The 26,535-nt window shown below is 35.1% G+C and carries 25 protein-coding genes and 2 pseudogenes; 7 read left to right on the plus strand and 20 right to left on the minus strand.

Annotation, left to right across the window (positions count from 1 at the left end):
- Positions 1-8: 8 nt before the first annotated feature.
- The 13 genes and pseudogenes from BN358_RS19145 to BN358_RS19205 all read right to left on the minus strand — a co-directional run bounded on the left by BN358_RS19145 (position 9) and on the right by BN358_RS19205 (position 10,622).
- Positions 9-626 carry a class I SAM-dependent methyltransferase gene (locus BN358_RS19145; protein WP_019230145.1) on the minus strand — a complete coding sequence of 206 codons (618 nt, stop codon included), beginning with the start codon at positions 624-626 and terminating at the stop codon, positions 9-11.
- A gap of 100 nt (positions 627-726) precedes the next feature.
- A complete protein-coding gene (locus BN358_RS19150) occupies positions 727-1,137 on the minus strand; it encodes a GNAT family N-acetyltransferase (protein WP_019230146.1) in 411 nt (136 codons plus the stop codon).
- Positions 1,138-1,299: 162 nt separating this feature from the next.
- Positions 1,300-2,079, minus strand: coding sequence for a PhzF family phenazine biosynthesis protein (locus tag BN358_RS19155; RefSeq protein WP_019230147.1), 780 nt, complete (start codon positions 2,077-2,079; stop codon positions 1,300-1,302).
- Positions 2,080-2,142: 63 nt separating this feature from the next.
- The gene (locus BN358_RS19160; RefSeq protein WP_019230148.1) at positions 2,143-2,625 is read right to left on the minus strand and encodes a Csac_0668 family 2Fe-2S cluster-binding (seleno)protein; all 483 of its coding nucleotides are present in this window, start codon (positions 2,623-2,625) and stop codon (positions 2,143-2,145) included.
- A gap of 140 nt (positions 2,626-2,765) precedes the next feature.
- Complete coding sequence (locus tag BN358_RS19165) at positions 2,766-3,293, minus strand: hypothetical protein (RefSeq protein WP_019230149.1); 528 nt, start codon at positions 3,291-3,293, stop codon at positions 2,766-2,768.
- A 302-nt stretch (positions 3,294-3,595) separates the two neighbouring features.
- Entirely contained in the window at positions 3,596-4,078 is a 483-nt protein-coding gene (locus BN358_RS19170; RefSeq protein WP_019230150.1) for an Imm63 family immunity protein, read from the minus strand.
- Positions 4,079-4,144: 66 nt separating this feature from the next.
- Positions 4,145-4,607, minus strand: a pseudogene (locus BN358_RS19175) (GNAT family N-acetyltransferase).
- A gap of 228 nt (positions 4,608-4,835) precedes the next feature.
- A complete protein-coding gene (locus BN358_RS19180) occupies positions 4,836-5,603 on the minus strand; it encodes a class I SAM-dependent methyltransferase (RefSeq protein ID WP_019230151.1) in 768 nt (255 codons plus the stop codon).
- 126 nt (positions 5,604-5,729) lie between these two features.
- On the minus strand, positions 5,730-6,257 hold the full coding sequence (locus BN358_RS19185; protein WP_019230152.1) for an N-acetyltransferase: 528 nt from the start codon (positions 6,255-6,257) through the stop codon (positions 5,730-5,732).
- Between the two features lie 288 nt (positions 6,258-6,545).
- Positions 6,546-7,142, minus strand: a complete 597-nt coding sequence (recR, locus tag BN358_RS19190) for a recombination mediator RecR (RefSeq protein WP_019230153.1) — start codon at positions 7,140-7,142, stop codon at positions 6,546-6,548.
- Positions 7,142-7,492 carry a YbaB/EbfC family nucleoid-associated protein gene (locus BN358_RS19195; protein ID WP_019230154.1) on the minus strand — a complete coding sequence of 117 codons (351 nt, stop codon included), beginning with the start codon at positions 7,490-7,492 and terminating at the stop codon, positions 7,142-7,144. The genes recR and BN358_RS19195 overlap by 1 nt, the downstream gene beginning before the upstream one ends.
- A gap of 1 nt (position 7,493) precedes the next feature.
- The gene (gene dnaX / locus BN358_RS19200; RefSeq protein ID WP_083851666.1) at positions 7,494-9,203 is read right to left on the minus strand and encodes a DNA polymerase III subunit gamma/tau; all 1,710 of its coding nucleotides are present in this window, start codon (positions 9,201-9,203) and stop codon (positions 7,494-7,496) included.
- A 96-nt stretch (positions 9,204-9,299) separates the two neighbouring features.
- Positions 9,300-10,622, minus strand: a complete 1,323-nt coding sequence (locus BN358_RS19205) for an MFS transporter (protein ID WP_019230156.1) — start codon at positions 10,620-10,622, stop codon at positions 9,300-9,302.
- A gap of 189 nt (positions 10,623-10,811) precedes the next feature.
- On the opposite strand from BN358_RS19205, the gene BN358_RS19210 reads away from it, so the two are divergent.
- Positions 10,812-11,552 (plus strand): AIR synthase related protein, encoded by a 741-nt coding sequence (locus BN358_RS19210; protein ID WP_019230157.1) that lies wholly within the window; start codon positions 10,812-10,814, stop codon positions 11,550-11,552.
- Positions 11,553-11,881: 329 nt separating this feature from the next.
- Here the strand turns inward: BN358_RS19210 and rpmE are convergent, their stop codons facing one another.
- Positions 11,882-12,088, minus strand: coding sequence for a 50S ribosomal protein L31 (rpmE, locus tag BN358_RS19215; RefSeq protein WP_019230158.1), 207 nt, complete (start codon positions 12,086-12,088; stop codon positions 11,882-11,884).
- Between the two features lie 123 nt (positions 12,089-12,211).
- Positions 12,212-13,356, minus strand: a pseudogene (rho, locus tag BN358_RS19220) (transcription termination factor Rho); the annotation flags it as partial.
- 580 nt (positions 13,357-13,936) lie between these two features.
- Between rho and BN358_RS19225 the strand changes: the two are divergent.
- The 4 genes from BN358_RS19225 (at position 13,937) to BN358_RS19240 (ending at position 19,272) form a co-directional block, all read left to right on the plus strand.
- Positions 13,937-14,194 (plus strand): (2Fe-2S) ferredoxin domain-containing protein, encoded by a 258-nt coding sequence (locus BN358_RS19225; RefSeq protein WP_019230162.1) that lies wholly within the window; start codon positions 13,937-13,939, stop codon positions 14,192-14,194.
- Positions 14,191-15,912 carry a [Fe-Fe] hydrogenase large subunit C-terminal domain-containing protein gene (locus BN358_RS19230; protein WP_019230163.1) on the plus strand — a complete coding sequence of 574 codons (1,722 nt, stop codon included), beginning with the start codon at positions 14,191-14,193 and terminating at the stop codon, positions 15,910-15,912. The genes BN358_RS19225 and BN358_RS19230 overlap by 4 nt, the downstream gene beginning before the upstream one ends.
- Entirely contained in the window at positions 15,905-17,071 is a 1,167-nt protein-coding gene (locus BN358_RS19235) for a SpoIIE family protein phosphatase (protein ID WP_040583988.1), read from the plus strand. The genes BN358_RS19230 and BN358_RS19235 overlap by 8 nt, the downstream gene beginning before the upstream one ends.
- A gap of 239 nt (positions 17,072-17,310) precedes the next feature.
- Entirely contained in the window at positions 17,311-19,272 is a 1,962-nt protein-coding gene (locus BN358_RS19240) for an amidohydrolase family protein (RefSeq protein WP_019230165.1), read from the plus strand.
- Between the two features lie 142 nt (positions 19,273-19,414).
- Here the strand turns inward: BN358_RS19240 and glpX are convergent, their stop codons facing one another.
- A complete protein-coding gene (gene glpX / locus BN358_RS19245; protein WP_019230166.1) occupies positions 19,415-20,392 on the minus strand; it encodes a class II fructose-bisphosphatase in 978 nt (325 codons plus the stop codon).
- Between the two features lie 237 nt (positions 20,393-20,629).
- Between glpX and BN358_RS19250 the strand changes: the two genes are divergently transcribed.
- Entirely contained in the window at positions 20,630-21,448 is an 819-nt protein-coding gene (locus BN358_RS19250; RefSeq protein ID WP_019230167.1) for a 3-keto-5-aminohexanoate cleavage protein, read from the plus strand.
- Between the two features lie 189 nt (positions 21,449-21,637).
- Here BN358_RS19250 and BN358_RS19255 read toward each other — a convergent pair whose 3' ends face one another.
- Both BN358_RS19255 and murF read right to left on the minus strand, forming a co-directional pair.
- Positions 21,638-22,702 (minus strand): D-alanine--D-alanine ligase family protein, encoded by a 1,065-nt coding sequence (locus BN358_RS19255; RefSeq protein WP_019230168.1) that lies wholly within the window; start codon positions 22,700-22,702, stop codon positions 21,638-21,640.
- The gene (gene murF, locus BN358_RS19260) at positions 22,695-24,092 is read right to left on the minus strand and encodes a UDP-N-acetylmuramoyl-tripeptide--D-alanyl-D-alanine ligase (RefSeq protein ID WP_019230169.1); all 1,398 of its coding nucleotides are present in this window, start codon (positions 24,090-24,092) and stop codon (positions 22,695-22,697) included. Before murF ends, BN358_RS19255 begins: the two co-directional genes overlap by 8 nt.
- Before the next feature lie 167 nt (positions 24,093-24,259).
- On the opposite strand from murF, the gene BN358_RS19265 reads away from it, so the two are divergent.
- Complete coding sequence (locus BN358_RS19265; protein ID WP_019230170.1) at positions 24,260-25,372, plus strand: SLC13 family permease; 1,113 nt, start codon at positions 24,260-24,262, stop codon at positions 25,370-25,372.
- 106 nt (positions 25,373-25,478) lie between these two features.
- Here the strand turns inward: BN358_RS19265 and BN358_RS19270 are convergent, their stop codons facing one another.
- The gene (locus BN358_RS19270) at positions 25,479-26,171 is read right to left on the minus strand and encodes an LrgB family protein (protein ID WP_019230171.1); all 693 of its coding nucleotides are present in this window, start codon (positions 26,169-26,171) and stop codon (positions 25,479-25,481) included.
- Entirely contained in the window at positions 26,168-26,527 is a 360-nt protein-coding gene (locus BN358_RS19275) for a CidA/LrgA family protein (protein ID WP_019230172.1), read from the minus strand. Before BN358_RS19275 ends, BN358_RS19270 begins: the two co-directional genes overlap by 4 nt.
- Between the last annotated feature and the right edge of the window lie 8 nt (positions 26,528-26,535).

Consider the following 26,535-nt stretch of genomic DNA (forward strand, 5'->3'; position numbering starts at 1 on the left):
ACTGGAATCTAACGAGTGAAATCTATTCTCACAAGTTTCTTTCCGTTTGGTAATTTGCTTTCTTGCTGCTTATCCTTTTTATAATTGATTTTACACATAGCATCAACTATCCCATTTTCTTCAACATGATGGAGAACCTCATCTAAACGGTCAAATACATGAAGATATGGAGAATCAGATACAAATGAATCGTTTGTATTGACTTGAATAATACAAGACACATACTTTGGGTTTACTTTCTTAACCACTTTTTGGAAGCATTCATATCCAATATACTCAACTAAGAGATTTGCTACAATCAAGTCTGCACATGGCAATTGCTTCGTATCTTGATTCAAATCTACACATATTGTCTCAAGTATATCTTGTAATTCTTGGTATCGTTTTTTGCACGTATTCAAATAGTTTTCATTTATATCGACTCCATAAACTTTATCAAAAGACTGCTTATTTATATGTTCTAATCCATTCCCACCCGCTATACCCAAAATCATAATGGATTTTATGGAATAGGTATAAAATTGTTCTTTCATCATTTGGTTCATGGTCTGAAGTTGAAACACACTGTCTAAACTCATATGATTTTCATAGTCTTCTATGTCAATATTTTCCCAAGGGTTATTCATCGCAGCACCTCACAAATTCTTATTTATCTGTATGTTATATAAATAATTTTTACTGCACCTTTTATTACTGAATCGAATAATTCGAAAAAAGCGAATGACATTATTTAACACTAAATTTATAATAGGTAAAAGCATCATCATAATAAAGATATTCGAATCCCAACTTTTCCAAGACGTGTTTGCTCCTAATATTTCTATGGATAGCATCTGCATAAATAGTCTTAAGGCCTAATTTATTTATTGCATAATCAATTAATAGTCGCTGAGCCTCTGTTCCATATCCCTTTCCTTTAAATGAATCATTAACTAAATGAACACTTAAAGTGCCACCTAATTTTTCCATGTCTATTTGCTTTATTTGGATTTCTCCAACTGTCTTGTCATTATGGCATATTGCAAAGAAAAGCCTACTCGAATCTAGAACTTTATTTTTAAAATATCTATTGACCTCCTCTACATCATAAGTATATGTATCATAGGTCATAGCAGGATCAGCAACATAAATGTTCATCTCTTACCGCTAATCTTCTATCTATTGCTTTTTCATCAGTGCCATCATAACATGAAACTATATACTGCATTTTTACAATCTCCTTATTATAAGTTTGCCTTTAAAAATCAATGTATTTATTTCAGTTTAATCTATCATAAATAATATACGTTATTAAAACTATTATACATTGATAAACCCTTCTAAGTATGCTGCCGCTTCACCAGACATTTTTACCATATCACCTAAATCAGAACAGTAGAGTTTACCGCCTCTTTCTGATAACTGTAATGCAACAAACTCATTTTTGTTTAATTTCCTTTTCCAATAAGGGACTAATGTACAATGTGCAGAACCAGTAACTGGATCTTCATCCACTCCGGCATTTGGAGCGAAAAATCTCGATACAAAATCCACTTCATTACCTTTTGCAGTTGCAATCACACCTAATACATCCAGTTTTTTTAATTCGTCCATATTAAGTTCAAGATTTAGTATATCCTGTTCATTTTCAAAAACTGCCATATAGTCTCTTGATTTGTAAACTTCAATTGGCATCTTGCCCAAACCTTTAACAAGTGCTTCAGGAGTCGCACATTTTTCTCCTTCTCTCGAAGGAAAAATCATAGACATAAGATTGCCTTCCCTGGATACTTCCAATATACCACTCATAGTATGAAATTTTATATTTGTAATACTGTTATCTATGTATGTAAATATAACATAAGCAGTCGCAAGTGTAGCATGACCACAAAGATCTATTTCTCCTTTTGGAGTGAACCATCTCAACTCATAATCATTCTCAACCTTTACAAAAAAGGCTGTCTCGGATAAGTTGTTTTCCGCTGCAATTTTCTGCATCAAATCATTACTAATCCATTCTTTTAATGGACAAACGGCTGCAGGATTTCCTTTAAACTGTACATTGGTAAACGCATCAATTTGATATATAGGTATTCTCATTTCAATTCCTCCTTGGTATAGTTTATTAAACTTTAATGTAGTGCTGAAATATCTAATTCATAATTATTTCATCGATAGACCTTTATCGATTGCAACTTGTATTACTTTGTGGCAGCACTTACCTAATGGATTATTTTTTCTACAATTTGCATTTTTCATTGCTCCTGTTATGTTTAAAACCTCCTGCATAGTAGATGCACCTTCTTTTAAAACTGCATTTATTACTCGTTCTTCTGTAACTTTACTGCAATAACAAGCATATTTGGGATGTGCATCTTTCTTAAACCATATAGGAACACTTAACTGCTGCTTATTAAATTGAACTTCTGTTTTAGGATTGTAATATGTAATATCACATTCCTCACTCATACATAAAAAGTAATCATCTTCTCCAATTTTTTCCCTTAAATCATCATATACAATATGCTTTACTGTAAAATTTTCAACCATAATACCTTTCTTCCCACAAACTGGACACAAATCCTCCACAGTGGATTCTGCATATGTGTTTTCACAACAACTCTTATTTATTGTATCATTACTCATTTACTTTTCTTCCTCCGCATAATTTTCAACATAAATTAAAATTACTACATGTGATTAATAGTTAGAACCGCTTTCAGTTTTTCATAATCATCTATCTTAATTCTTCTCTTTGAATGATACATATTTTAATCCGCTGTAAATTATCTACCATTACTTAATGCAAGCATTGCGAATGCAAAAGAGGAATTATTTATCTTGCTTCTAAATAATAAACAATGTATAGATTTTCCTTCTACCAAATAATCACGATAGCTTTCTAAATCTTCACTATCCTCTAATATGAATTCTGCTTTTCCGTCATCTACTGAAGTTATTATAAATGGATCTATATTATAATCAGAAACAATATTACCATTTTCATCCACAATATAGTCATATATTTCAAATTCATTTGTTTCAAAATTTAATGCTTCAATTTCAATTGTTTCTCCAAAATCAATTGTAGGCAAATCAATAAATCTTTTCCCAACCATAACATTTTTTATTGCCTCTTCAATATCCTCTTCATCTTTATTATTTCTATCTCCATAGTAAATTGGCTTTAATTCTTTAGAATTATATGATATTTTAATAGCCGGCTCTTGTATCATCCTATTTTGGCAAGAAACTAAAACTAATATTATTAATAACAAACTAATTATAATAAGTGAATTTTTAATTTTTTTCACAATACTTCATCTCCTAAAATATAAATTTTTTCATTTCGCATAATATTACTTATGCGGTGTAATATTTGAAGAATATGTCGTTCTATTATTTTTTGTTTTCATTCATTCTTATTCAAATAATTTATACATACTTTTATAAATAGTAAAACTGCTATAAATTTAGTAATTTCAAATACTATATTAAAAATAAATTGGCACATACAACAATCCATCAATATTCCAGTCCATCACTCGCAACTCCTTTATTATATATTTAATTCACCCATTTTTACAATCGTTACGCATAATATGGAAAATGTATACTATTTAATATCAAAAATCATATTGCATCTATCAAAAAATACATTTTTATTTGTCCGCCATTTGTTTAACAGTTCTTCATAATGTGGAATAGTTTTTTCCATCCATGAAGGATTGATTTTATTTAATTGATATAATGTATATTCAAAAGCAATTTTTCTTGTGTCCGAATCTAAATTATTATCATCATGCGGTAAACATTTATGTTTTCTTCTATATGATAATTCATATTTAAATCCGTTATGTTCACAAAGATGCGTAAAAACAATATATTTAAATTCTTCAATGTCTTTAGTAGAGTAATAGTAAGTTTTTAAATTCCTATCATATGCAAAAAGAATATATCCTTCTTCATCATTATACTCAACACAAAGTTCACCGCAGTCTATACCACGTCCCTTATGAATAACTTGACTGTCAAAATCAATACTGTACTTTTTAGTAATTTCTATCAACTCATTATAAATATTATCACGATTATTCATGTTAACTCCTTAAATCATGTAGTAAATACAACTGCGAAATAACTCAACTGCAGTTAGAATTTATACTTATCTAAACTTTTCTAATCGATATAATTGTTCCTCGTCAATAGCATTAATGCCACCTTTATAATCATATCCCGTTTTTCGATAGAATTGACATGCTGTGATAGAAGCAGGAATTTCAATTCTTTTTGCTCTCATATAATAATCATCATTTTCTAATGCTTTAATTATTTTTCTTCCAATACCTTGTCCCTGATACTCTGACAAAACAAATATTCTAAATAGACTACTTTCATCTTCTTTTCCCCAATATGATCCTATCGAACAATCCGATTATTTTATCTTTATCGCATACAACATAACTATGTGTCCATTTAGAACGTTCTATTAAATATTCTGGAGTTAAAGTTTTTACGTCATTTTCAATATACTCCTCAGAATAATCTCTGATATTCGTTTCTCTCAATGTTCTGGCGATTAAGGAAGATACCTCAATTGCATCTTCTTTTTTAAATTCTCTAATCATACAAAATGTTCCCCCTCTTTCAACTGATGTTACGTAATTTATTACAATTGTAGTATGCTCATTAGTTTTGATATGTTTTTAATATTTCGTTCCGTATTTTTTTATTTAGATTTCTAACCTATTGAAGCGTACCCCTTGGAGCATCTGGCCATTTAGCATATTACTAATACAAACGTCATATTTGAAAACTGTAAACAAATATCCATAAAAAATGGTCATGAAAAAATATTATTTCCTCGCCAAGTATAAATCTATTGTGTCATAAACATTTATAACATCACCATGTTCTAAAATAGCATTTTCAATTTCATTGTATAATAATTGTTTTGTAGATTCTGTCATACTTCTATGGTCTGAATATGTATTTAATAGCGAAATATAACCTGAAGAATTAAATACCCTTGTTTGGTGATATAACTTTACTTGTAAGTCTCTAAACCCATATGATCGAATAGTTTTTGATATTTTGTTATATCTTGCTGAATCATTTTCAAGAAGTTTATCATTTGAGGGTCTATATTTTTGGTATATGCTTTGAATTTTTTGATGTAATAAATCATCTTCTCGATTTATAAATGGTTTATTCCAAAACAATGCTATCGTTCCACAATTTTTCAATAGATTTAATGCCTTTGGATAACCTATATCTTCAGGAATCCAATGAAATGCAGTTGCAGAGTAAAGAATATCAAAACTGCTATCATCACATTCAAAATCCTCGAATGAAGTATTATATACACTAAAATTTTCATATTCTTTAAATTTTTCTTTCGAGTATTCTGCAAGTTCGTTTCCAAGTTCAATGGCTGTTACATCGCATCCTGTTATTAGAAAAGGTATAGTTGCTTGGCCAGTACCAATTCCAACTTCAATCGCTTTTTTATTTTTATTAAGTTTAGAAAATTGAATAATATCATAGAATAGTTCTTTACAATATGTTGGCCGCCATTTATCATAATTCCTAACATCTTCATTAAATGTAAAACGTTCGTCCATTTTATCCCCTATTTTAAATATTATAATTCTTATTTGTTCTATTTTACCGATGTGACACAAAATTCGAAAGATACGACATAACTAAATATAAGCATGCTACATCAAATCAAATATGCAAATTGGAATTTATCTAATGGATTTCTCCATTAGAAATAAATCAAACTCACCATTACTTCCTTCTCTAAAAATTTCAAATCCAATTTTATTCCAAAAATCTAAAGCATTAATATTTTCTTTTATTACACCTAATTGAACTATTGTTTTGCTATTATTTTTACAAACATCAAATAAATCATTAATAATTAAACTTCCTAACCCTATATTATGCCTATTTATATCAATTTCTAATAATCCAATCCAAATAGCATTTTTATTATTCGCATCTTGAAAACTATATCCATCGATGATATCTAATACTGCAACCAACTCATTTTGAATATTATATATACTTATAAAATGCTTACGAGTACTATCTATAAAAGGTGGTATATCTTCAACATCTCTTTTTACACTTTCAATAGTAATAGGATAATTATTAGATAGTTTTGCAAACTCTTCATTACCTTTGTATAAATCTAATATATCTTCATACTTATTATCTTTAACTTCTAAATGATCCAATTTCAATCTTTGTTTGATATCATCTAATAACATTCATCCATTCTCCCTTCAAATTCCTATTTATCGGTTTTTAATAAATAAATCTTATGTCTTATAATACTAATGACCTTAAAAACATTATACCCCTGTTGAGAAAACGTTTCAACTAAACTTTCCCTTGATTCACTTCATATCAAAAAAGAAATACGTGATGAGAGATAAACAATAAGTAAAATTGTAGAATTAAAAAAAGCACATTTTATTTCTTCGATGTGCTTTTTGATAAAACTATTTAGATTTTTGATAAGAGAATATTATGGAGGAACAAAAACATGCATTCAACTACATGTCTCTGCGGCCTTCCATTGCACGCATGAGCGTTACTTCGTCTGCGTATTCTATGTCTCCTCCGATTGGTATGCCGTGGGCTATACGCGTTGTCCTGATTCCCATTGGCTTTATGAGCCTTGATATGTATACTGCTGTTGCTTCGCCTTCAATTGTCGGGTTAGTGGCAAGAATTACTTCTGTCACTTCAGAATTTAATCTGCTTACCAGATTTTTGATGTTTATATCTTCAGGACCTATTCCGTCAAGAGGAGAAATTGTACCATGGAGAACGTGGTAAACACCTTTGTATTCCTTGGTGCGCTCCATTGCAGCAATATCCCTCACATCCTCAACAACACATATTGTTGAATGGTCTCTTTTAAAGTTACTGCATATGCTGCAAGTTTCTCCTTCTGTGAGGTTTCCGCATGTCTTGCAGTGTTTTGTAAGTTTCTTGGCATTTACTATTGCTTTTGCAAGTTCCACCACATCGTTGCCCTTCATGTCAAGTATGTGAAATGCAAGGCGTTGAGCTGATTTTCTTCCGATTCCGGGAAGTTTAGCCAGTTCTTCTATTAGCTTTGTAATCGGCGGTGTGTACTGCTCCATTATAATAACCCTGGAATGCTTACTCCACCTGTTACTTTTTTCATTTCAGTATCCATCATTTCATCTGCTTTTCTGAAAGCTTCGTTGATGGCTGCAACAATCATGTCTTCAAGCATTTCAACATCATCCTTGTCAACCACTTCAGGATCTATTTTTACTTCAAGCAGAGCTTTTTTGCCTGTTACCTTTACTGAAACTGCTCCTCCGCCTGAAGTTGCCTCCACTTCTTTCTGCTCAAGTTCTTTCTGCATATCTTCCATTTGTTTCTGCATTTTTTGAACCTGCTTCATCATGTTGTTCATATTTCCGCCCCCTGGCATTCCCATGGGCATTCTTCTACCTTTACTCATTTTAATCCTCCTGCTTAAATTCTACTATTTCTTCACCAAATTCATTTTTCAAATCTTCATAGATATCTTCTATTGTTTGTTTGGGTTTGTTTGATATTTCTTCTTTTTCTCTTTTTGAAATAAATTCAACTTCACAATTATCATTTACAAATGAGCTGATAACATCCTTGAATTTTTGCCTGTTCTTGGGCTGATTTGCAGCATTGATGTGGAAAGTGAACTTAGGGTCAAATTCAAATACAGCTTTTTTATTAGTTACTTCTGTGAGTTTTGATTCTCTTATGATTGCCTGCAATCCTGCATTTTCACTTCTAACTTTTTTCAGTATTGCCTGCCATCCGTTTATTATAGCATTGAAAATTGCCTCATCACTTTTGTTTTCAAAGTTTCGTGGTTCCTGAACAGAATTAGAAGTATCATGACTAGTTTCCTGCTTTACTGCATGTTCGGAAACCACAGTCTTTCTTGTTTCCTGAGCAGGAAAATCATTATGTACAGCAGTCTGCCTGCTTGGTGCTGCTTTAGCACTTTGCCTTGCAACAGGAACATTTCCACTCTTAATGATATTTTCAAGCTCTTCAATTCTTTTTGTCAGAGTTTCCACATCAGTATGATTTACACCGTGAAGCATTTTTATCAATTTTGTTTCCAGTAAAACTCTTGGATTAAGAGACCTTTTACATTCAAGCTGAGCTGTTGACAAATCTTCAATATAATTTACAATTTCATCTACTGAAATCTTTGAGCTTGCATTTTTTAACGCTTCTGCTTCATCCTCTGAAACTCTCATGAGATTATCAGTTGAATTTGTTGTCTTTATAATCAACATGTTTCTGAAGCATATTATAAGCTCATCCAGGAAAAAGGAAAGCTCTTTTCCGCTGTTTAATATATCATCAACCAAAATCATGGTTTTTTCTATGCTTTTGTCCATAAGGGAACTTGCTGCTTCCATTACAACCTGGTAATTAACGGTACCCAGCAAATTTATTACAGTTTCGTAATCAACCTCTTCATTGTTAAACGATACACACCTGTCCAGGATGCTAAGTGCATCTCTCATGGCTCCTTCTGAATTAGCAGCTATTAGCTTCAGTGCCTTTTCATCATATTTCACATTGATTTCCTGGCATATTTTCTCCATGTTTTCCACAATTACTGATGACTTGATTCTTTTCAGATCAAATCTCTGACATCTTGACAAAATTGTTGCAGGAATTTTCTGCGGCTCAGTTGTTGCAAGGATAAACAGCAAATGTTCCGGAGGTTCCTCCAGTGTTTTTAAAAGGGCATTGAATGCTCCTTTTGAAAGCATGTGAACTTCGTCTATGATGTATACTTTGTACTTGCTTTTTACAGGGAGAAATTTCACCTTATCTCTCAGTTCTCGTATATCTTCAACTCCATTGTTTGAAGCTGCATCCATTTCTATTACATCCATATTGGTTTCATCCAATATGCTTTTGCATATTTCACATTCGTTGCACGGATTGCCGTCATGGCTGTTTGTACAGTTAACAGCACGTGCGAATATTTTAGCAGTGGATGTCTTGCCTGTTCCTCTGATGCCGCTGAACAGATATGCATGAGCTATATTATCTGACAATATTTGATTTTTTAAAGTCTTAGTTACATGTTCCTGCCCCAGTACATCATCAAATATTTTAGGACGGAATTTTCTGTATATTGCTTGATGCGACAACTTAACCACCTGACCTCATCTGGTAATTTTTAATAATTATAGCATAAAAAAAACCTATGCACAACATTGTAATTATTGCTTTTGAACAGTGCCTAATAATTATTGCTACAAAGGCACAATACTATCAGCTACTGTTATATTTTCTCCGTTAGTTTCTTTTACAAACATAGTTCCTGCAAATGTAACAGCACTTAACACCGCAAGCACAATAAATGCCCTGGAATACAGCTCTCCCCCGACTAATGAAGGATTCATATCAATTATCTTTCCAACTGCTACCGGTCCCACTGCACTTCCAATGAACTCCATGAGGCCTACAAATGAAACTGATAATCCTGCATATGTCAGGTCGTTAGATTCCTTGGCAACTGTGTAGGATAACAGACATGATGACAGGGACAGCCCTGTAAGCATGTAAAGCATTTTCAGTTTATCAAAAGCAGGTTCTCCTTTGCTTATTACAACTATGTAAACCCAGACTGCAGTCATGGTACCGTTAAGAATAAGCATGAATATCTTTCTTTTTCTGAAACGATCAGATAAAAGCCCAAGTATTGTTGACCCTATGGCAAGTGCCAGAGTCAGTATCATTGTATACCTTGAAGCATCAACCATGGATACTCCGTAGGTATCACGTATATACACGCTGCCGAATGAACCTGACAATATTGAAAGTATTGCACCCAGTGAAAATACTACTGCAAATGTAGGCCAGTTGTAACGGTTTATCAGTATCTTTCCAACAGCACTTCGAATTTCTATTTTTTCTTTATTTGGATTTATGACGACTGTCTTTCCTTCTATGGATTCAATTGAAGGAAGCCCCATGTCCTCAGGAGAGTTTCTTACGATTATAAATGTTAGTATACCCATGAAAACAGACATTGCACCGAAAACAAAATATATGCTTCTCCATGAAAACATGTCTGCCAGCATCCTCAATGGCGTCTGAGCCAAGACGCTCCCAAGGTTTCCAAGGAGAAAAGTGAGTCCTGTCATGGTTGCAAACTCTCTTGACAAAAACCACTTTGTTTGGATTTTAATAAGTGAAATGTAGGTTACAGATATACCGATTCCTATTACAAATCTGCTGATGTTTGCAATGGCTGCACCTTGGGCAGCAGCAAACAAAAACGAACCAATTGCTGTAACTATGCATCCTGCCGTAACGGTCATTCTGGCACCTAAGGTATCGGCCAGCAGTCCTGATGGAATCTGCATAATAAGGTACGAGTAAAAAACCATGCTGCTTAAGTTTCCAAAGGCGGCAGTTGACAGATCAAATGAATCTATCAGTTCATCCTGCATTACACCCGTTGAAAACTTGTGAAAATTAGCCAGAAAGTATACCGTTGAAAGCAGAATATAAATTACCCAGCGATATTTCATAACTTTCCTTTTTTCTGTTTCGAAATTTTTGCCTTTCATATGTCACCCATATAAATATTAAGATTTACTGCATACTTTAAATTATATCATAGTTTACATTTACGTACAATTTTTATAATTTAGCAATGAATTACGAAAATTGTAATATTCAACTTAAACTCTGTTTAAAAATTTTGAAATATAATGCATTTTGTGGTAAAATTAACATTATTCTTTAAGGAGTTAAACATGAATATAATACAAATACGAGATCTGACTGTAATAGATTTTGATGAAAAAAGATATCTTGGCATTTCCTGTGATTCATGCGGAGGAATTGGATTAAAGGAACATGATTTTGTAAAGGCACCTCCGCAGCTTACTGCTTATCATACAGGAAAGGTTGTTCTTGCTGAGCTTATGAGCATGGGATTTGCTCCTATGATAATGGCCGACGGTCTGGCTGTTGAAATGGACGATACTGGCAAACAACTCATAGAAGGGTTTAATGAAGTTTTGTCAAAGCTTAAAACTTCAAAGGTTCACCTTACAGGAAGCACTGAGGAAAATATACCTACTGTCCAGACTTCCATGGGAGTTACGTGCATAGGGGTTTGCGACAAAGACAAGCTTAAGTACAAAAAAACAGTTAAAAATGATGTGTGCATGATCATTGGTCTTCCGCTTGTGGGAAATGATGTGGTTAACAACCCAGACAAAATTCTGGACATAGATGACTTTGAAGAATTGTATTTGTCCCATATGATTAAGGAAATGCTTCCTGTTGGTTCAAGAGGAACAGGAGCAGAACTAGAAGAACTTTGCAGCTACAACGGATTAAGTTTTAAATTCAAGGATGATATTTCAATAGATTTGAAACAATCAGGAGGTCCATCCTGCTGCTGCCTTGTTACATTAGAAGAAAAGGATATTGAAGCAGTAAGAAAACTCACCAAGAAACCTTCTGAATTAATCGGGTGGTTTTGTTAAGTGTTTGCAATAAACTATATGGCTATTGTTACAATTTTTAAATATTTGATAAATGTTTTAAATTAACTAGCCTTAGACTATTGACAACAATAATTATGTCATTCTGAACGTCATCGAAGAATTTCATCTTTTTTTAAAACATGAGATTCTTCGGGCAGCGCCCTCAGAATGACAGGGTCGAAAGTTATCTTATCATCAGCCTGAAGCTTGAGATTAATTCAGCTTTTTCTAAGTGATGAAAGTCTTGTTTTATCAATCTTATTAAATCAAAGCAAACTAAAAGGCAAATCCATAACGTATGTTTAGGATTTGCCCAAAAGTCAATGTTCTTATTTGTTGTCCAAGTTGTATTTTTTCTTAAATCTGTCAACTCTTCCGCCTTTATCGATAAACTTTTGTTTACCAGTAAAGAATGGATGACATTCTGAACAAATTTCAACTTTGATTTCGTCTAATACTGAACCAGTTTCAAATGTATTTCCACATGCGCAGTGTACAGTAACAGTTTTATAATCTGGATGTATACCTTGTTTCATCCCGTTCACCTCTTTCTCGCTCTATATATTAATTAAATAATATCTCAATTTACCTTGAGTATTATATCATACCATTTTATATAATACAATATTTTTTTGCTTTATATAATTATTACTTTTTGTTTAAAAATTTCTGTCGTCAAGATCATCTTTCATTTTATCGATATTCAGCAGCTGTGCTGACGCCTGCTTGATAAAATCAGAATTTGTCTTGGTTTTTATAAGCCCGTCGATTATTCTTTCAGTTACATCTGCAACTGAGAAATTGCTCATTGCTTTTCTGAGCTGCCATATTGTCTGCATTTCTTCTGCATTTAGCAACAATTCTTCTCTTCTTGTTCCAGACTTGTTTATGTCTATGGCTGGAATACTCTCTTTTCTGAAAGTTTTCTGTCAAGATGGATTTCCATGTTGCCTGTTCCCTTGAACTCTTCAAATATCATGTCGTCCATACGGCTTCCTGTTTCAATCAACGCACTTGCCAGTATTGTCAGGCTGCCTCCGAACTCGATGTTTCTTGCAGCTCCGAAAAATCTTTTAGGACCATACAGTGCTCCAGGATCAAGACCTCCGGACAATGTTCTTCCTGTGGGAGTGATTGTCAGGTTGTATGCCCTTGCAAGTCTTGTTATGCTGTCCAAAAGAATTACAACATCCTTGCCGTGTTCCACAAGCCTCTTTGCTCTTTCAAGAACCATTTCAGCGACCTTTATGTGGTTTTTTGGAAGCTCGTCAAATGTTGAATAAACAACATCTCCCTTTACAGAACGCTTCATGTCTGTAACTTCTTCAGGACGTTCATCTATAAGAAGCATAATAATTTCTATTTCAGGATAATTTTCAGCTATGCTGTTAGCCAAGTTTTTTAAAATTGTTGTTTTTCCTGCCTTAGGAGGAGCAACAATCATCCCTCTTTGCCCTTTTCCTATTGGAGCAATCAAATCTATCAATCTCATCGCAATTTCTTTGTGAGTATTTTTTCAAGTTTTTATTCTTTCATTGGGATAAATAGGGGTGAGAGAATCAAAATCTTTTCTGTTTCTTGCCAATTCAGGATTTTCATCATTGACTTGTTTCACGTACAATAAGGCTTTGAATTTTTCGCCTTGCTTAGGAGGCCTTGTTATTCCGGTAATTTTGTCTCCTGTCTTCATATGAAATCTTCTGATTTGAGAAGGGGATATGTATACATCTTCATCGCTGGTAAGATAGTTATTTGTTCTTAAGAAACCATAGCCGTCAGGGTGTGTTTCAAGTATTCCTTCAACCTTTACTGCACCTTCTCCGCTGGATTCAATTTCTTCGACTATTTTATCAGGCATTGAATTTTTCTTGTTTGATTCTTCTTCAGCTTCAAACACTTCCAAACTTTTTGCTTTTTCAACAAATTTTACACTTGATTTTCCTTCATCATCTTTATCTTCTATATTTTCGCTAACAAATACCTGAGCATTGTTATCTGTTTCATTCAAATTATCATAATAGTTGTTAAGTTTAATTAACAATTCTTCCTTTTTATACTTATAGGAATCATGCATCCCCAAAGATTTAGCAAGTTCCTTAAGCTCAGTAAGCTTCAAGGCTGCCAATTGGTTTTTTTCCATAAAAACCTCCATACTTATTTAGTTTTTGTCAATTCATAGGAAAATTAAGGTAAGTGTTCGGTAAGTGGTACAATGATAACATTTAATTAAATAATAGTCAAGGATAATCTTGTTGCAATTCCTTTCCTTTCGTTAACTGGATTATAATTTACTATTTGTTAATTTATTAACCAATCATTGACTTTAATTTTTATAAATATATAATGAATATATAAAGATAAATACAATATTACAGAGGGATAAAATGACTGAATTAAAGATTTGCGTAGGCAGCGCCTGCCATTTGAAGGGTTCAACAGAAGTTATAGATATTTTTAAAAAATGCGTGGACAGCCGCAATGTTTCTGACAAAGTGGAAATAAAGGGTGCTTTTTGTCTGGGCCATTGCACAGAAGCTGTTTCTGTGTGCCTGAATGATAAAATCTATTCAGTTGCACCTGAAAATGCTGAAACTTTTTTTGATAAACATGTTATGGACAGTCTATGTGAGGAGTTATTATGAGAATACTAGATTTTTATCCTACTAATTGCAAAAATTGTTACAAATGTGTGAGAAATTGTTCTGTGAAGGCAATAAAAATGATTGACGACCAGGCTCAAATTGTGGAAGAAAAATGTATTGCCTGCGGTAACTGTTTCCAGGTATGTCCTCAAAATGCAAGAAACATTCACAGCGATCTTGACAATGTTTCTGAAGCGTTCAAGCAAGGAAAGAAAATCATAGTAACTATTGCACCGTCATATCTTGGAGTTTACGAAGAGCCGTACAAGCTTATTTCTGTGCTTAAGTACCTGGGTGCTTCTCTTGTTGAAGAAACAGCAATCGGTGCAGTCAAGGTTACTGAACTATACAAGAAATATATTGAAAGCACAGATTCAAGCAGCCTCATAACAACCTGCTGTCCTTCTGTAAATATGATGATTCAGACTTATTACCCTGACTTGATAAAATACATGTTGCCAATAGATTCTCCTATGATTGCCCACTGCAAAATGATAAGGAAGCGTCATGGCGAAGATGCCTACATTGTTTTTCTTGGACCATGCATATCCAAAAAATGTGAAGCCTATGGGTACCAGATATCCGGAATTATTGATGGAGTCATTTCATTTGAAGAACTGGACAAGATGCTTGAAACAAGAAACATTGACATATCAAAATTTGAAGAAAGTCTGCCTGATCTTCAAGGCAACTATACAGGCAAAAAATATCCTCTTGAAAACGGCATATTGTCTGGAATGAAGGACACCATCACTTCAAACAAGTTCACTCCTCTTTCAGTATCAGGAATTGACAATTTAAGAGGGGCATTTGAAGCTTTGGAAAACGGAGACCTTAATAATGTGCTTATAGAAGCAAACAGCTGCATTGGAGGATGTCTCGGGGGACCTGCTGTTCCTAAGAAAAGCAAGAATGTGTTTGTAAGGAAGACTAAGACAAGGACTGAAATACGCCCTTTCAAAAATATAAATATTAAAAATTACACAGATGAAGAAAAAGATTTGGACTATGCGAGAAATTTCAGAAACAAGCAATATGTGCACTCTGTTTATTCAGAGGAAGAAATAATAAGTGTACTAACAAAGACAGGCAAGCATTCAAAATCAGACGAATTAAACTGTGGAGCATGTGGTTATGACACATGCAGAGACAAGGCCATTTCGGTTCTGGAAGGCCTTTCTCACCCTCAGATGTGCATGCCGTACATGCGAAGCGAAGCTGAAAAAATATCAAACATATATTTTCAATATTCTCCAAGCATCATAGTTATTGTTGACACAGACCTGAACATACTTGATTTGAATCCTGTGGGAGAAAAAGCATTCAACACAAAAATAAACTCTGTGAGGAACAAAAATCTTTCAACTCTTATGCCGGTTGATGATTTCAAGGAAGTTCTTACAACTGAAGAAAATACGGTTGGAAGAAAGCTCACTTTGGATAAGTACGGCATAATAGTCTTCGAACGCATCATATATCTGCCCAAAAATAAAATATTGTTTGGAATTTTAAACGACATCACTGATGATGAAATGAAAAAGGAACAAATAATAAACTTCAAGCTGAATACATTGGAAACAGCTGACAGAGTAATCGAAAAACAAATGAGAGTTGCACAGGAAATCGCAGGGCTTCTAGGTGAAACAACAGCCGAAACAAAGGCTGCTCTTCTCAAGCTTAAAAAAGTCGTCCTAGAGGAAAGTGAAAACAATGGATAATTTTATAGATATTAATTATAAAAGCATAAACAAGCACAGCGAAGAACTATGCGGCGACAAGGTGGAATATGTTTCTGATGACGACGGATATATCATTGTAATGTCTGACGGTCTTGGAAGCGGCGTAAAGGCAAACATCCTTGCAACCATGACGACTAAAATAGCAGTTACCATGCTGAAAAACGGAGCTTCAATAGATGACACCATTGAAACCATCATAAACACGCTGCCTGAGTGCAAGGTGAGAAAGCTTGCTTATTCAACATTTACCATAATTAAAATTGACAAGAATAACAATGCATACATTGCAGAGTATGATAATCCTCCCTATTTTTATTATTCAGGCAAAAGAATTATTCCTGTTGAAAAAAAGGAACGAATGATTGGAAACAAAAAGATTTACGAATCCAATTTTCAGCTTAACATGGGAGACACCATCTGTGTTGTAAGTGATGGAGCAATTCATGCCGGCATAGGACAGATGCTCAACCTGGGCTGGTCATGGAATGAAGTAAACGGATACCTGAAGGAGCTGAACAATGTAAATCGTTCTTCTCAGCTGGTAAATGGAAACTTCATAGGAGTATGCAACAATCTATACAACAATAAACCCGGCGATGATACGACTATTTTAACTGTAAAGGTTAGAAAGACTGAGTCTATAGATGTGTTTGTAGGACCCCCTGCTGATAAATCTTTTGATACTTATCTGGCAAACATAATGAAGACAAGTAAAAACATGAAAATAATCTGCGGCGGAACAACAGCGCTCATTGCTGAAAGGGAACTTGAAAAAGAACTGATGGTTGATCTTGAATCAATGAAAAATGATATTCCTCCAATAGCATACATGGATGATTTTGATCTTGTTACAGAAGGAGTTCTAACTCTTGGAAAAACTCTTGAAAACATTAAAAAACTAAACAAAGCAAGCTATGAAGACTCTATAGAGTACAATGACTATGATGGTTGCTCTATTTTGACAAACCTTCTGATGGATGTGGGCACACATATTAACTTTTATGTGGGTAGAGCAGTAAACCCTGCCCATCAAAATCCAAACTTCCCCATGGGCTACAACATCAAGCAAAACATTGTTGAAGGGTTAATGGAAGAATTAAAAAAAGCAGGAAAAAATATTAATGTGATGTATTTATAAAAAATATAGACTTCAAAGATTTCAATAATTAACAAACCCTATTTACGTCAGATCATAGGGGAGGACTACTGTCCTCCCGCAGCTGTTAGTGACCAGCCCCTACAATCTGTAGAATTCAATACTTATTAATTATAGAGCAAGGACATCCTTGCTCTTTTTTTTCACACATACAAAATACTACAAAATAGCTTGTATCATTAAGTTATAATTTTATTAACCAAATTATGTAGGAGGTCCATATGCGAAACAAAAAAATCATCTTTATTTTGTTAATTGCAATGTTAACAACTTTATTTCCTATTCAGGTATTTGCAGATGTTGTAACTGCAGACACAGTGTACATTAATGGAAACATTTATACTGTCGATGAAAACTTTTCAAAGGTTGAGGCTATTGCCATAAAGGGACAGTATATCATTGGAACAGGAAGCAACACAGAAGTTGAAAAGTTTGTTGGTCCATCAACACAGGTTATTGACTTACAAGGCAAGACAGTAATTCCTGGTTTGATTGAAGGACACATGCATTATCCGGGTGAAGGACAAAAGTTAATTAAACTTGATGTATTCTGGAAGCCAAAAGATGTTATATTGGCAGCTGTTAAAGCTGAAGCAGACAGACTTCCTGACGGTGAATGGATTACAGGCGGCGGATGGAATCAAGAAGTATGGGACATTCCCGAGTTTCCCACTAAGGAAGATTTAGATTCTGTTGCACCAAATAACCCTGTTGCTTTAAAAAGAACTTGCGGACATGCAACCTGGGTTAATTCATTAGCACTAAAATTAGGCGAAATCACTAAAGATACTCCAAATCCACAGGGCGGCGAAATTTTAAAGGATGCAAACGGAGAACCTACAGGAATATTGACTGATACAGCTGCTGCATTTGTTAACAGCAAAATTCCCCCATTGACTGAAGAAAGAAAAAAAGAAGCTTTGCTTCTGGCACAGGAAGAATTGTTCTCATATGGGCTTACTACATCAATGGATGCAGGTTCAGGAGTGGAAGATATACAGCAAATGAAGGGCTTATATGAATCCGGAGATTTGAAAATAAGATTGTATGTAATGGTTGATTCAGGTCCGGATGCTGAAGCATATTACGAAAAGGGGCCTGAAGTAGGACTTTACGACAACAGATTGACTATGAACTGCATTAAATTTTATACTGATGGTTCATTAGGTGCAAGAAGTGCATGGATGCTTGAAGAATACTCAGACAGAGCAGGGCATTTCGGTAACAGCAGACATACTTACGATGAATTTTATGAATTGATCAAGGCAGCAAGAGATAATGGATTCCAGGTGGCAACTCATGCAATAGGTGATGCTGCAAACAAACAGGTTGTAGATATATATGAAAAAGTATTAAGTGAAAATCCTCTTGAAGATCATAGATACAGAATCGAGCACTTCCAGGTGGCCGCACTGGAAGACATCCAAAGAATAGCTGACTTAGGAATAATTCCTGCAATGCAATCAGTACATGCAACTTCAGACAAAAATATGGCTGAAGACAGAGTAGGCTCTGAGAGAATAAAAGGTGCATATGCATGGCGCAAGGTTTTAAATACAGGAAATATTATAGTAAACGGGTCAGATGCCAATGTTGAGCTTGTTAATCCTTATCATGGATTGTATGCAGCAGTAACAAGAGCAGGAAGAGACGGAGAACCTGTTGGCGGATGGTATCCTGAAGAATGTATGACACGTGAAGAAGCATTGCGTTCATTTACAATTTGGGCTGCTTATGGACAATTTGAAGATAAAATAAAAGGCTCTTTAGAAGAAGGAAAGCTTGCAGACTTTGTTGTCATTGACAGAGACTATATGACATGTCCATCTGGCGATATAAAAGACATACTTCCATTAACTACTGTAGTTGGAGGAGAAGTAGTATATACTAAGGATAATTCTAATGTAACAGTTGTGTTCCAGGGTGACAAGATGGTATTTGATAGTGCTCCTGTTCTTGAAAACGGAACAACTTATGTACTGGCTAAAAATTTGTTTGTCAGCCTTGGAGTAGAATTTACATATGATGAAGTTAATAATAAGTATTATGTAAATAATGGCAGCAGCAAAATAGAAATAGATGCCAAAGATGGTGTATATGTTCCTCTTCGTGCTGCAGCAGAATCCCTTGGATATAAAATTAACTGGTATCAAAGCAGCATGTCAGTTTCAATAGGAAAATAATTTAGTTTATTTAAGTAATATTTGTCATCAATTTGCGGGAGGACAGTAGTCCTCCCCTACAATTTGCTCAAAATTATTCAGTAGTACAAATAAAAAACCTATGAAGTTAAAAATATTCTCCATAGGATTTTTACAATTTTTATTATTTCACATATGCATATGTGGGCTTTTTGTCCAATACATGAATTGTGTCTATGAAACGTATTGTACCTGACTTAGAGCGGGTAACCATTGAGTATGTCTGTGCCCTGTTGTTGGCCATGTATCTTACTCCCTTTAAAAGTTCACCGTCTGAAACTCCTGTCGCTGCAAAAATAATGTCATCACCCTTTGCCAGGTCTTCCATAGTGAGAACTCTGTCCCAGTTGTCTCCTGCCATTTCCTTGCATCTTCTTTTTTCTTCTTCATTGTCAGGAACAAGTATTCCCTGGAACTCTCCTCCCAGACACTTGATGGCAGCAGCTGAAATTACTCCTTCGGGAGCTCCTCCCTTTCCAATCATCATGTCCACACCGGAATCATCAAAGCATGTAGCTATGGCAGCAGCAACGTCACCATCTCCGAACAGTTTTATTCTTGCACCAACAGCCCTTGCTCTGTCAATGAAATCTGCATGTCTTTCCCTGTCCTGCATTATTACAGTTACTTCAGTAATATCCTTGTTCAGTGCCTTGGCAACATTGTACAGGTTTTCTTCAATTGGAGCTGTAATGTCTATATGTCCTGCTGCCTGAGGTCCAACTGCAATTTTATGCATGTACATATCAGGTGCATGAAGCAGACATCCTTTAGGTGCCACAGCAACAACAGCCAATGCTCCGGGCAATCCCTTTGCCACAAGTTTTGTTCCGTCAAGAGGATCTACTGCTATATCAATTTCAGGGGAACCTGCTTCCCATGTTCCGATTTTTTCTCCAATATAAAGCATAGGGGCTTCATCAAGTTCACCCTCACCTATTACAACAGTGCCTGAAATATCAAGAACCTGAAACATGCTTCTCATTCCGTCAACAGCAGCCTGATCGGCAATTTCTTTGTTTCCTCTTCCCATGTATTTTCCACAGCCCAGTGCAGCAGCTTCTGTAACCCTTACTATATTAAGCGCAAGTTCTCTATCCATATAAATCTCCCTATTGTTTTTTTATAGTGTAACACATTCGACAGATTTTGTGAAGTATGACACGTTATATTTTACAATTTTTAAATCATACTAATAATGCTACAATTTGTACTATTTGTATATTCTTTTCATACAATTATTTATTATGAAAATTTAATAATTAACAATCAATTGACTATATTATGCAAATCAGTTAAAATGTTGGTAGGCAAAGAATTATAAAAATGGAGGGTTACAATGGAAAAATTAATTATCACTGCTTGCTTAACAGGAGCAGAAGTAACAAGAGAACAACAGCCAAATCTTCCCCTGACACCGGATGAAATAGCTGAAGCAGCATACCAGTGCTACCTGGCTGGTGCATCAATGGTTCATGTTCATGCAAGGGATGAAAAGGGCAATCCTACGCAGGACTATGCAGTTTACAAAGAAATAAAAGAAAAGATTGAAGCAAAATGCAACATCATATTTCAGCCGTCTACAGGAGGAGCTACTTGGCATACACCTCAGCAGAGAATGCAGCCAATTGAACTCAGTCCTGAAATGGCAACACTGAGCATGGGTACTTGCAACTTTGCTGATGATGTGTTTATGAACACTGAAGAAAACATTAAAATATTTGCTAATAGAATGAATGAACTTGGAGTAAAACCTGAACTTGAATGCTTTGAAAAAGGAATGGTTGACACAGCTCTTCGTTTTGCTAAAAAAGGACTTATTAAAACTCCTATGCACTTTGACTTTGTTCTTGGAGTTCCGGGAGCAATGGGCGGAGAATTGAGAGATTTGTTATACATGGTTGAATCAATACCTGCTGACTCCACATGGACAGTTGCAGGAGTTGGAAGATATCAGCTTCCTCTTAACATAGCAGCAATCATGCTTGGAGGCCATGCTAGAACAGGTTTTGAAGACAATATTTACTACAAAAAAGGCGAAATTGCAACATCCAATGCACAGCTAGTTGAAAGAGTTGCAAGACTTTCAAGAGAAATGGGCCGTGAAGTAGCAACACCTGATGAAGCAAGAGCAATTCTTGGCTTACCAATAAAATAAGTTGTAAAATATTAGAAGGACTGTTGTGTTAAGCATTTTCATGTCATCCTGAGCGTCAGCGAAGGATCTCATCTTTTGAAGTAATGAGATTCTTCGGACTAAAGCCCTCAGAATGACACGATAATATTTACTACCGCAACAGCCCTTTTTTAAATTCTTAATTCTTAATTCTTAACTCTTAATTGCTTTTTAGTTTTTTTCCATTGCCAATTCCACAAGTTTCACAATCAAATCTTTGTATTCAATGCCTATTTTCTTAAGCATTGAAGGATAACGGCTTAAATCTGTGAGTCCGGGGATTGTGTTTATTTCATTTAAATATATTTTGCTTTCAGGAGTAACAAACATGTCAACTCTTGAAAGTCCCTTGCAACCTAAAGCTCTATATGTTCCTTCGGCTATTTGTTTTGCTTCTTTTTTAAGCTCATCGCTTATTCTTGCAGGGCAGTGGATTTTTGAATTGTGCTGAGAATATTTCTCCACATAATCGAAGAAGTCATTTTTTGTGTCGATTTCGTCAACTTCACCTATTATAAGTTCTTCATTTCCTACTACAGCACAGCCGATTTCAAATCCCTGTATCATTTTTTCAATTATTACCTTTTCGTCATATTCAAAGGCTTCCATTATTCCCTTTTCAAACTCATCATAATTTCTCACCTTGCTTATTCCAAGGGAAGAACCATTGTTTGCAGGTTTGATAAACATTGGAAGCTCAAGTTTCTCAAGAGCTTCTTCATATAATTTTTTTACATTAAGCTTATTTGAGTTAACTGCCCTCATGAAAGGTGCTGTCATGATTCCTGCCATTTCACAGATTACATGAGTGAATTCCTTGTCCATGCTAACAGCAGATGCAGTCATGCCGCATCCTACAAAAGAAATTCCAGTCATCTGACAAAGTCCCTGTATTGTTCCGTCTTCGCCGTTTCTTCCATGAAGAACCGGGAATATGCAGTCAATTGCTATTTTTTCAAATGTACCTTTTTCTTCATCAAGCTTTATCAGTCCTTTGAAGTTATTGTCCATGCTCAAGAGAACAGGACTTAACTTATCCTGATGCCATGTATCATCATTTACTTTATCAGCCGTACCTTCATAGTGAAGCCATTTTCCGTCTTTTGTAATTCCTATCAAAGTTACATCAAATAAATCTTCCGGCACATTCTTGATTATTGCAGCTGCTGAATGCAGTGAAACTGAATATTCGTCGGATTTTCCACCAAACAGTATTGCAAGTTTAGTCTTATTCATTTTTCCCCTCCGTATTCTTTAATGTGTTAACTATATATTCGAGTTTTAAAAATCTGGATCCCTTTATGAGAATTGCACAGTCTTCACTCATATATTTCTTCAGGTAATCTGTTGCTTCTTCCTTTGTGTCAAATTCAACAATGCTTTTTATATTTGTGTTTTCCCTCGCACCCTTGGCCATGAACTTTGCTTCCTGTCCTATGGTTACAAGCTCATCAATTTTATGCGAAGTCAGATTTTTCCCAACATTGTAGTGCATGTCATGACTCATTTCCCTGTAGCCAAGCATATCACCAAGCACTGTTATTTTATTTTTTGCATCTATAAGCTCAAATATATCAAGTGCCGCGCTTATGCTTACGGGATTTGATTTGTAGCAGTCGTTGAGTATAGTGCAGTCATTTATTTTTATAACTTCGTTTCTAAGTCCTGTTTTTTCAATTCTTAAAAGTCCAAGGCGTATTTCTTCATCATTCATGCCAAGCTCTCTGGCAGCAAGTATTGCAGCCATTGAGTTTAAAGCCTGGTGCTTTCCAAGCATTTCAACATGCAGCTCGCCTAGACTGTGGTCATTTACCTTGAAATTAATTCCTTCCATGCTTTCAGAAAAATCAGTTAAAAAAAGTGTGTTCTTTTCTTCAAGTCCGAATGTCTGCTTCCTTATGGATTCTTTTATTTTTGTTGAGTTTACTGTTTTTTCAATGAGCTCATCATCACCGAAGTATATGAAAAGTCCGTTTTCCTTTATTCCTTCTGTAATTTCAAGTTTTGCCTTAGCAATTTCCTCAATTGAAGGAAAATTGTCTATGTGAACTAGTCCCACGCTTGTTATAATTCCTATATCAGGCTGAACAAGGCGAGTCAGGAAGTCTATTTCTCCCTTTCTTTCCATACCCATTTCAATAACTGCTGCTTCACAGTCTTCATCAAGGCTTAAAAGAGTGTAGGGAACTCCTATTTCTGTGTTAAAATTGCCCATGGTTTTTTGAGTTTTAAATTTCTGTGACAAAACACCTGCAGTGATATCCTTTGTGGAAGTCTTGCCGTTGCTTCCTGTTACTCCCACTATTTTGGCCTTAAGAGTGTTTCTGTACCAAAGAGCCAGGTCCTGCAAAGCTTTTAAAGTGTCTTCAACCAGCAGCACAGCAACATTTTCAGGCGGATTAGGCTCGTCCTTGTTCCACAAAGTTGCACATGCTCCCTTTTCAACGACATCATTTATGAATTTGTGACCGTTTACTGTCATCCCCTTTATGGGAACAAACAAATTATTTTTTGATACTTTCCTTGAATCTATGCTAACACCTTCGATGAAGTCTTCCCCGCTAAAGCTTCCAGCACATTGTGCATTTAAAATGATTGCTGCTTCTTTTATCCTGATTTTTATCATAGCAAACCTTCTTCTAATTATTAAAATTATGTAATACTTTTATACTTCAATCAATTAATTATATTGTAATTTCTATATTATTACAAGGGTAAAAAATTGTAAATACATGATACCGTTTAAGTCTTTTGTGGTATAATGTCCATTGTGATTATTTAAGGGAGATTATTATGAATGAATTTAAAAGAATAATAAAAAAAGAAGCCGTACTCTTCATATCATTACTTGCAGCAGCCGTATCAGCAGTCTTTGTACCCCCTTCAGCCAAATATATTTCCTACATTGACTTCAAAGTGCTGGCAATACTTTTCTGTCTTATGACAATAGTGGCAGGCCTTAAGGAAATAGGGTTATTCAATGTGCTGGCACAGAAAATGACATCCGGCACCAGAAACACAAGGGGACTTTTTTTAAGCCTTGTGCTCATTTGTTTTTTCAGCTCCATGCTTATTACCAATGACGTTGCCCTCATAACTTTTGTTCCATTTTCAATTCTTGTTTTGACTGTCACTGCACAGACAGAACATCTCATAACGGTTACAGCAATGCAGACTGTTGCAGCAAACTTAGGAAGCATGCTGACACCTGTTGGAAATCCGCAAAACCTTTATTTGTACTCATTTTATGACATGAAATCATTGGATTTTTTTAGGATTACTCTTCCTGTAACCCTGGCGGGACTTGTTCTCATTCTAGTTTTTTCGATTTTCGGAAAACGTGAAATGATAAATGTTGAATTTAGTCTCAAGGAAACTATAAGCAGCAAAAAAAATCTTTATGCTTTTATTTTGCTGTTCTTTCTCAGCCTGGCAGCAGTGTTCAGATTTGTGGATTATAAAATTGTTTTTGTAATTGTCCTTGTATCAGTACTTGTCATTGACAGGAGCCTGTTCAGCAAGGTTGATTACAGTCTTCTTGCAACATTTATTTTCTTCTTTGTGTTTACAGGAAACATAGGAAACATTGAGCCGGTTAAAAATTATCTTTCCACGCTTATAAAGGGGCGTGAGATGCTGTTTTCTGTAATGCTCAGCCAAGTATTGAGCAATGTTCCAACAGCAGTACTGCTTTCAAACTTTACTGTTGATTTCAAATCTTTGATTGTGGGAACAAACATAGGAGGCCTTGGGACTCTGGTGGCCTCACTGGCAAGCCTCATTTCATACAAGCTCTATGTGCGGACTGAAAATGCTAAACCACTTAAATATTTAGGTGTATTCACATTGATTAATGCAGGCATGCTCATAATTCTCTTCATATTTTCATCAATACTTGTGAATTAATACGATTAATAAAAAGGAAAGGGCTGTAGACCTCAATTTGAATCAACAAAGCGGGCGGACACAAGGTCCGCCCCTAGAATTTATTTAATAAGAACTTTTCTGTTTTTTATAGAAAGCTTGCAAACACCGGGGCCAGAACAACCGTCAGAAGTCCTGATATGGCAATTGACAAACTGCTCATTGCTCCCTGAATTTCTCCCAGTTCCAGAGCCCTTGAAGTTCCGATGGCATGTGAAGATGTCCCAAAAGATAATCCCACTGCTATGGGGTCTGTTATTTTAAACAACCTGCACACACTCTCTCCTATGACATTTCCCAGTATTCCCGTCATAACAATTGCTGCAACAGTTATTGTCTTGATTCCGCCCAGCTCTGTCGATACTGCAATACCGATTGCTGTTGTTATTGATTTCGGCAAAATGGTAACATATTGTTCATGGTTCAGCTTGAACATGAGTGATATGACCATGATGGTGAAAAGACTTGTAAAAACTCCTGCTAAAATTCCTGCCATGATTGCCTTGAAGTTTTTGTTCAGCAGTTCAAGCTGCTGATACAGCGGTATTGCCAAACAAACTGTTGCAGGAGTCAGAAAATAACTCACGTACTTTCCCCCATTGTTGAAGCTCTCATAATCGATGTTGAATATCAAAAGCACGGCAATTACAATTACTATGGACACAAGAAGCGGATTTAATATGGCCCACTTTAATTTTTTCTTAATCCATATGCCGGCAATATATGATAAAAGGCAGAGAGCTACACCAAAATATACTGAATTTCCTATTACCTCTTTCATTGTTTCGCCCCCCTGTTCCTGCGCAGCATAAACTGTGTTGTCCTTCCTGTTGCTGCTATTACAAGCACTGTGGATAAAACAACAATAATTATTATAGGCACTATAATGTTTATAACATCTTTCCAGACAGTGATAAGTCCAACTGCAGCAGGAATGAACATTATAGGCATGGTTTCCAGGAGAAAGCCTCCTGCTCCCTTAACCTGGTCCAGCTTTATTATTTTTGTTTTCAGACATACTAGCATTATAACAAGCCCATAAATGCTTGCTGGCACGGGCAGCGGTATAAATTTATATAAAACTTCACCTATAAAAGTAATTATGAATATTATGACTATCTGATAGATGTATTTCATCTTAACCT

This window comes from Sedimentibacter sp. B4 (assembly GCF_000309315.1).
Lineage (GTDB): Bacteria > Bacillota > Clostridia > Tissierellales > Sedimentibacteraceae > Sedimentibacter > Sedimentibacter saalensis.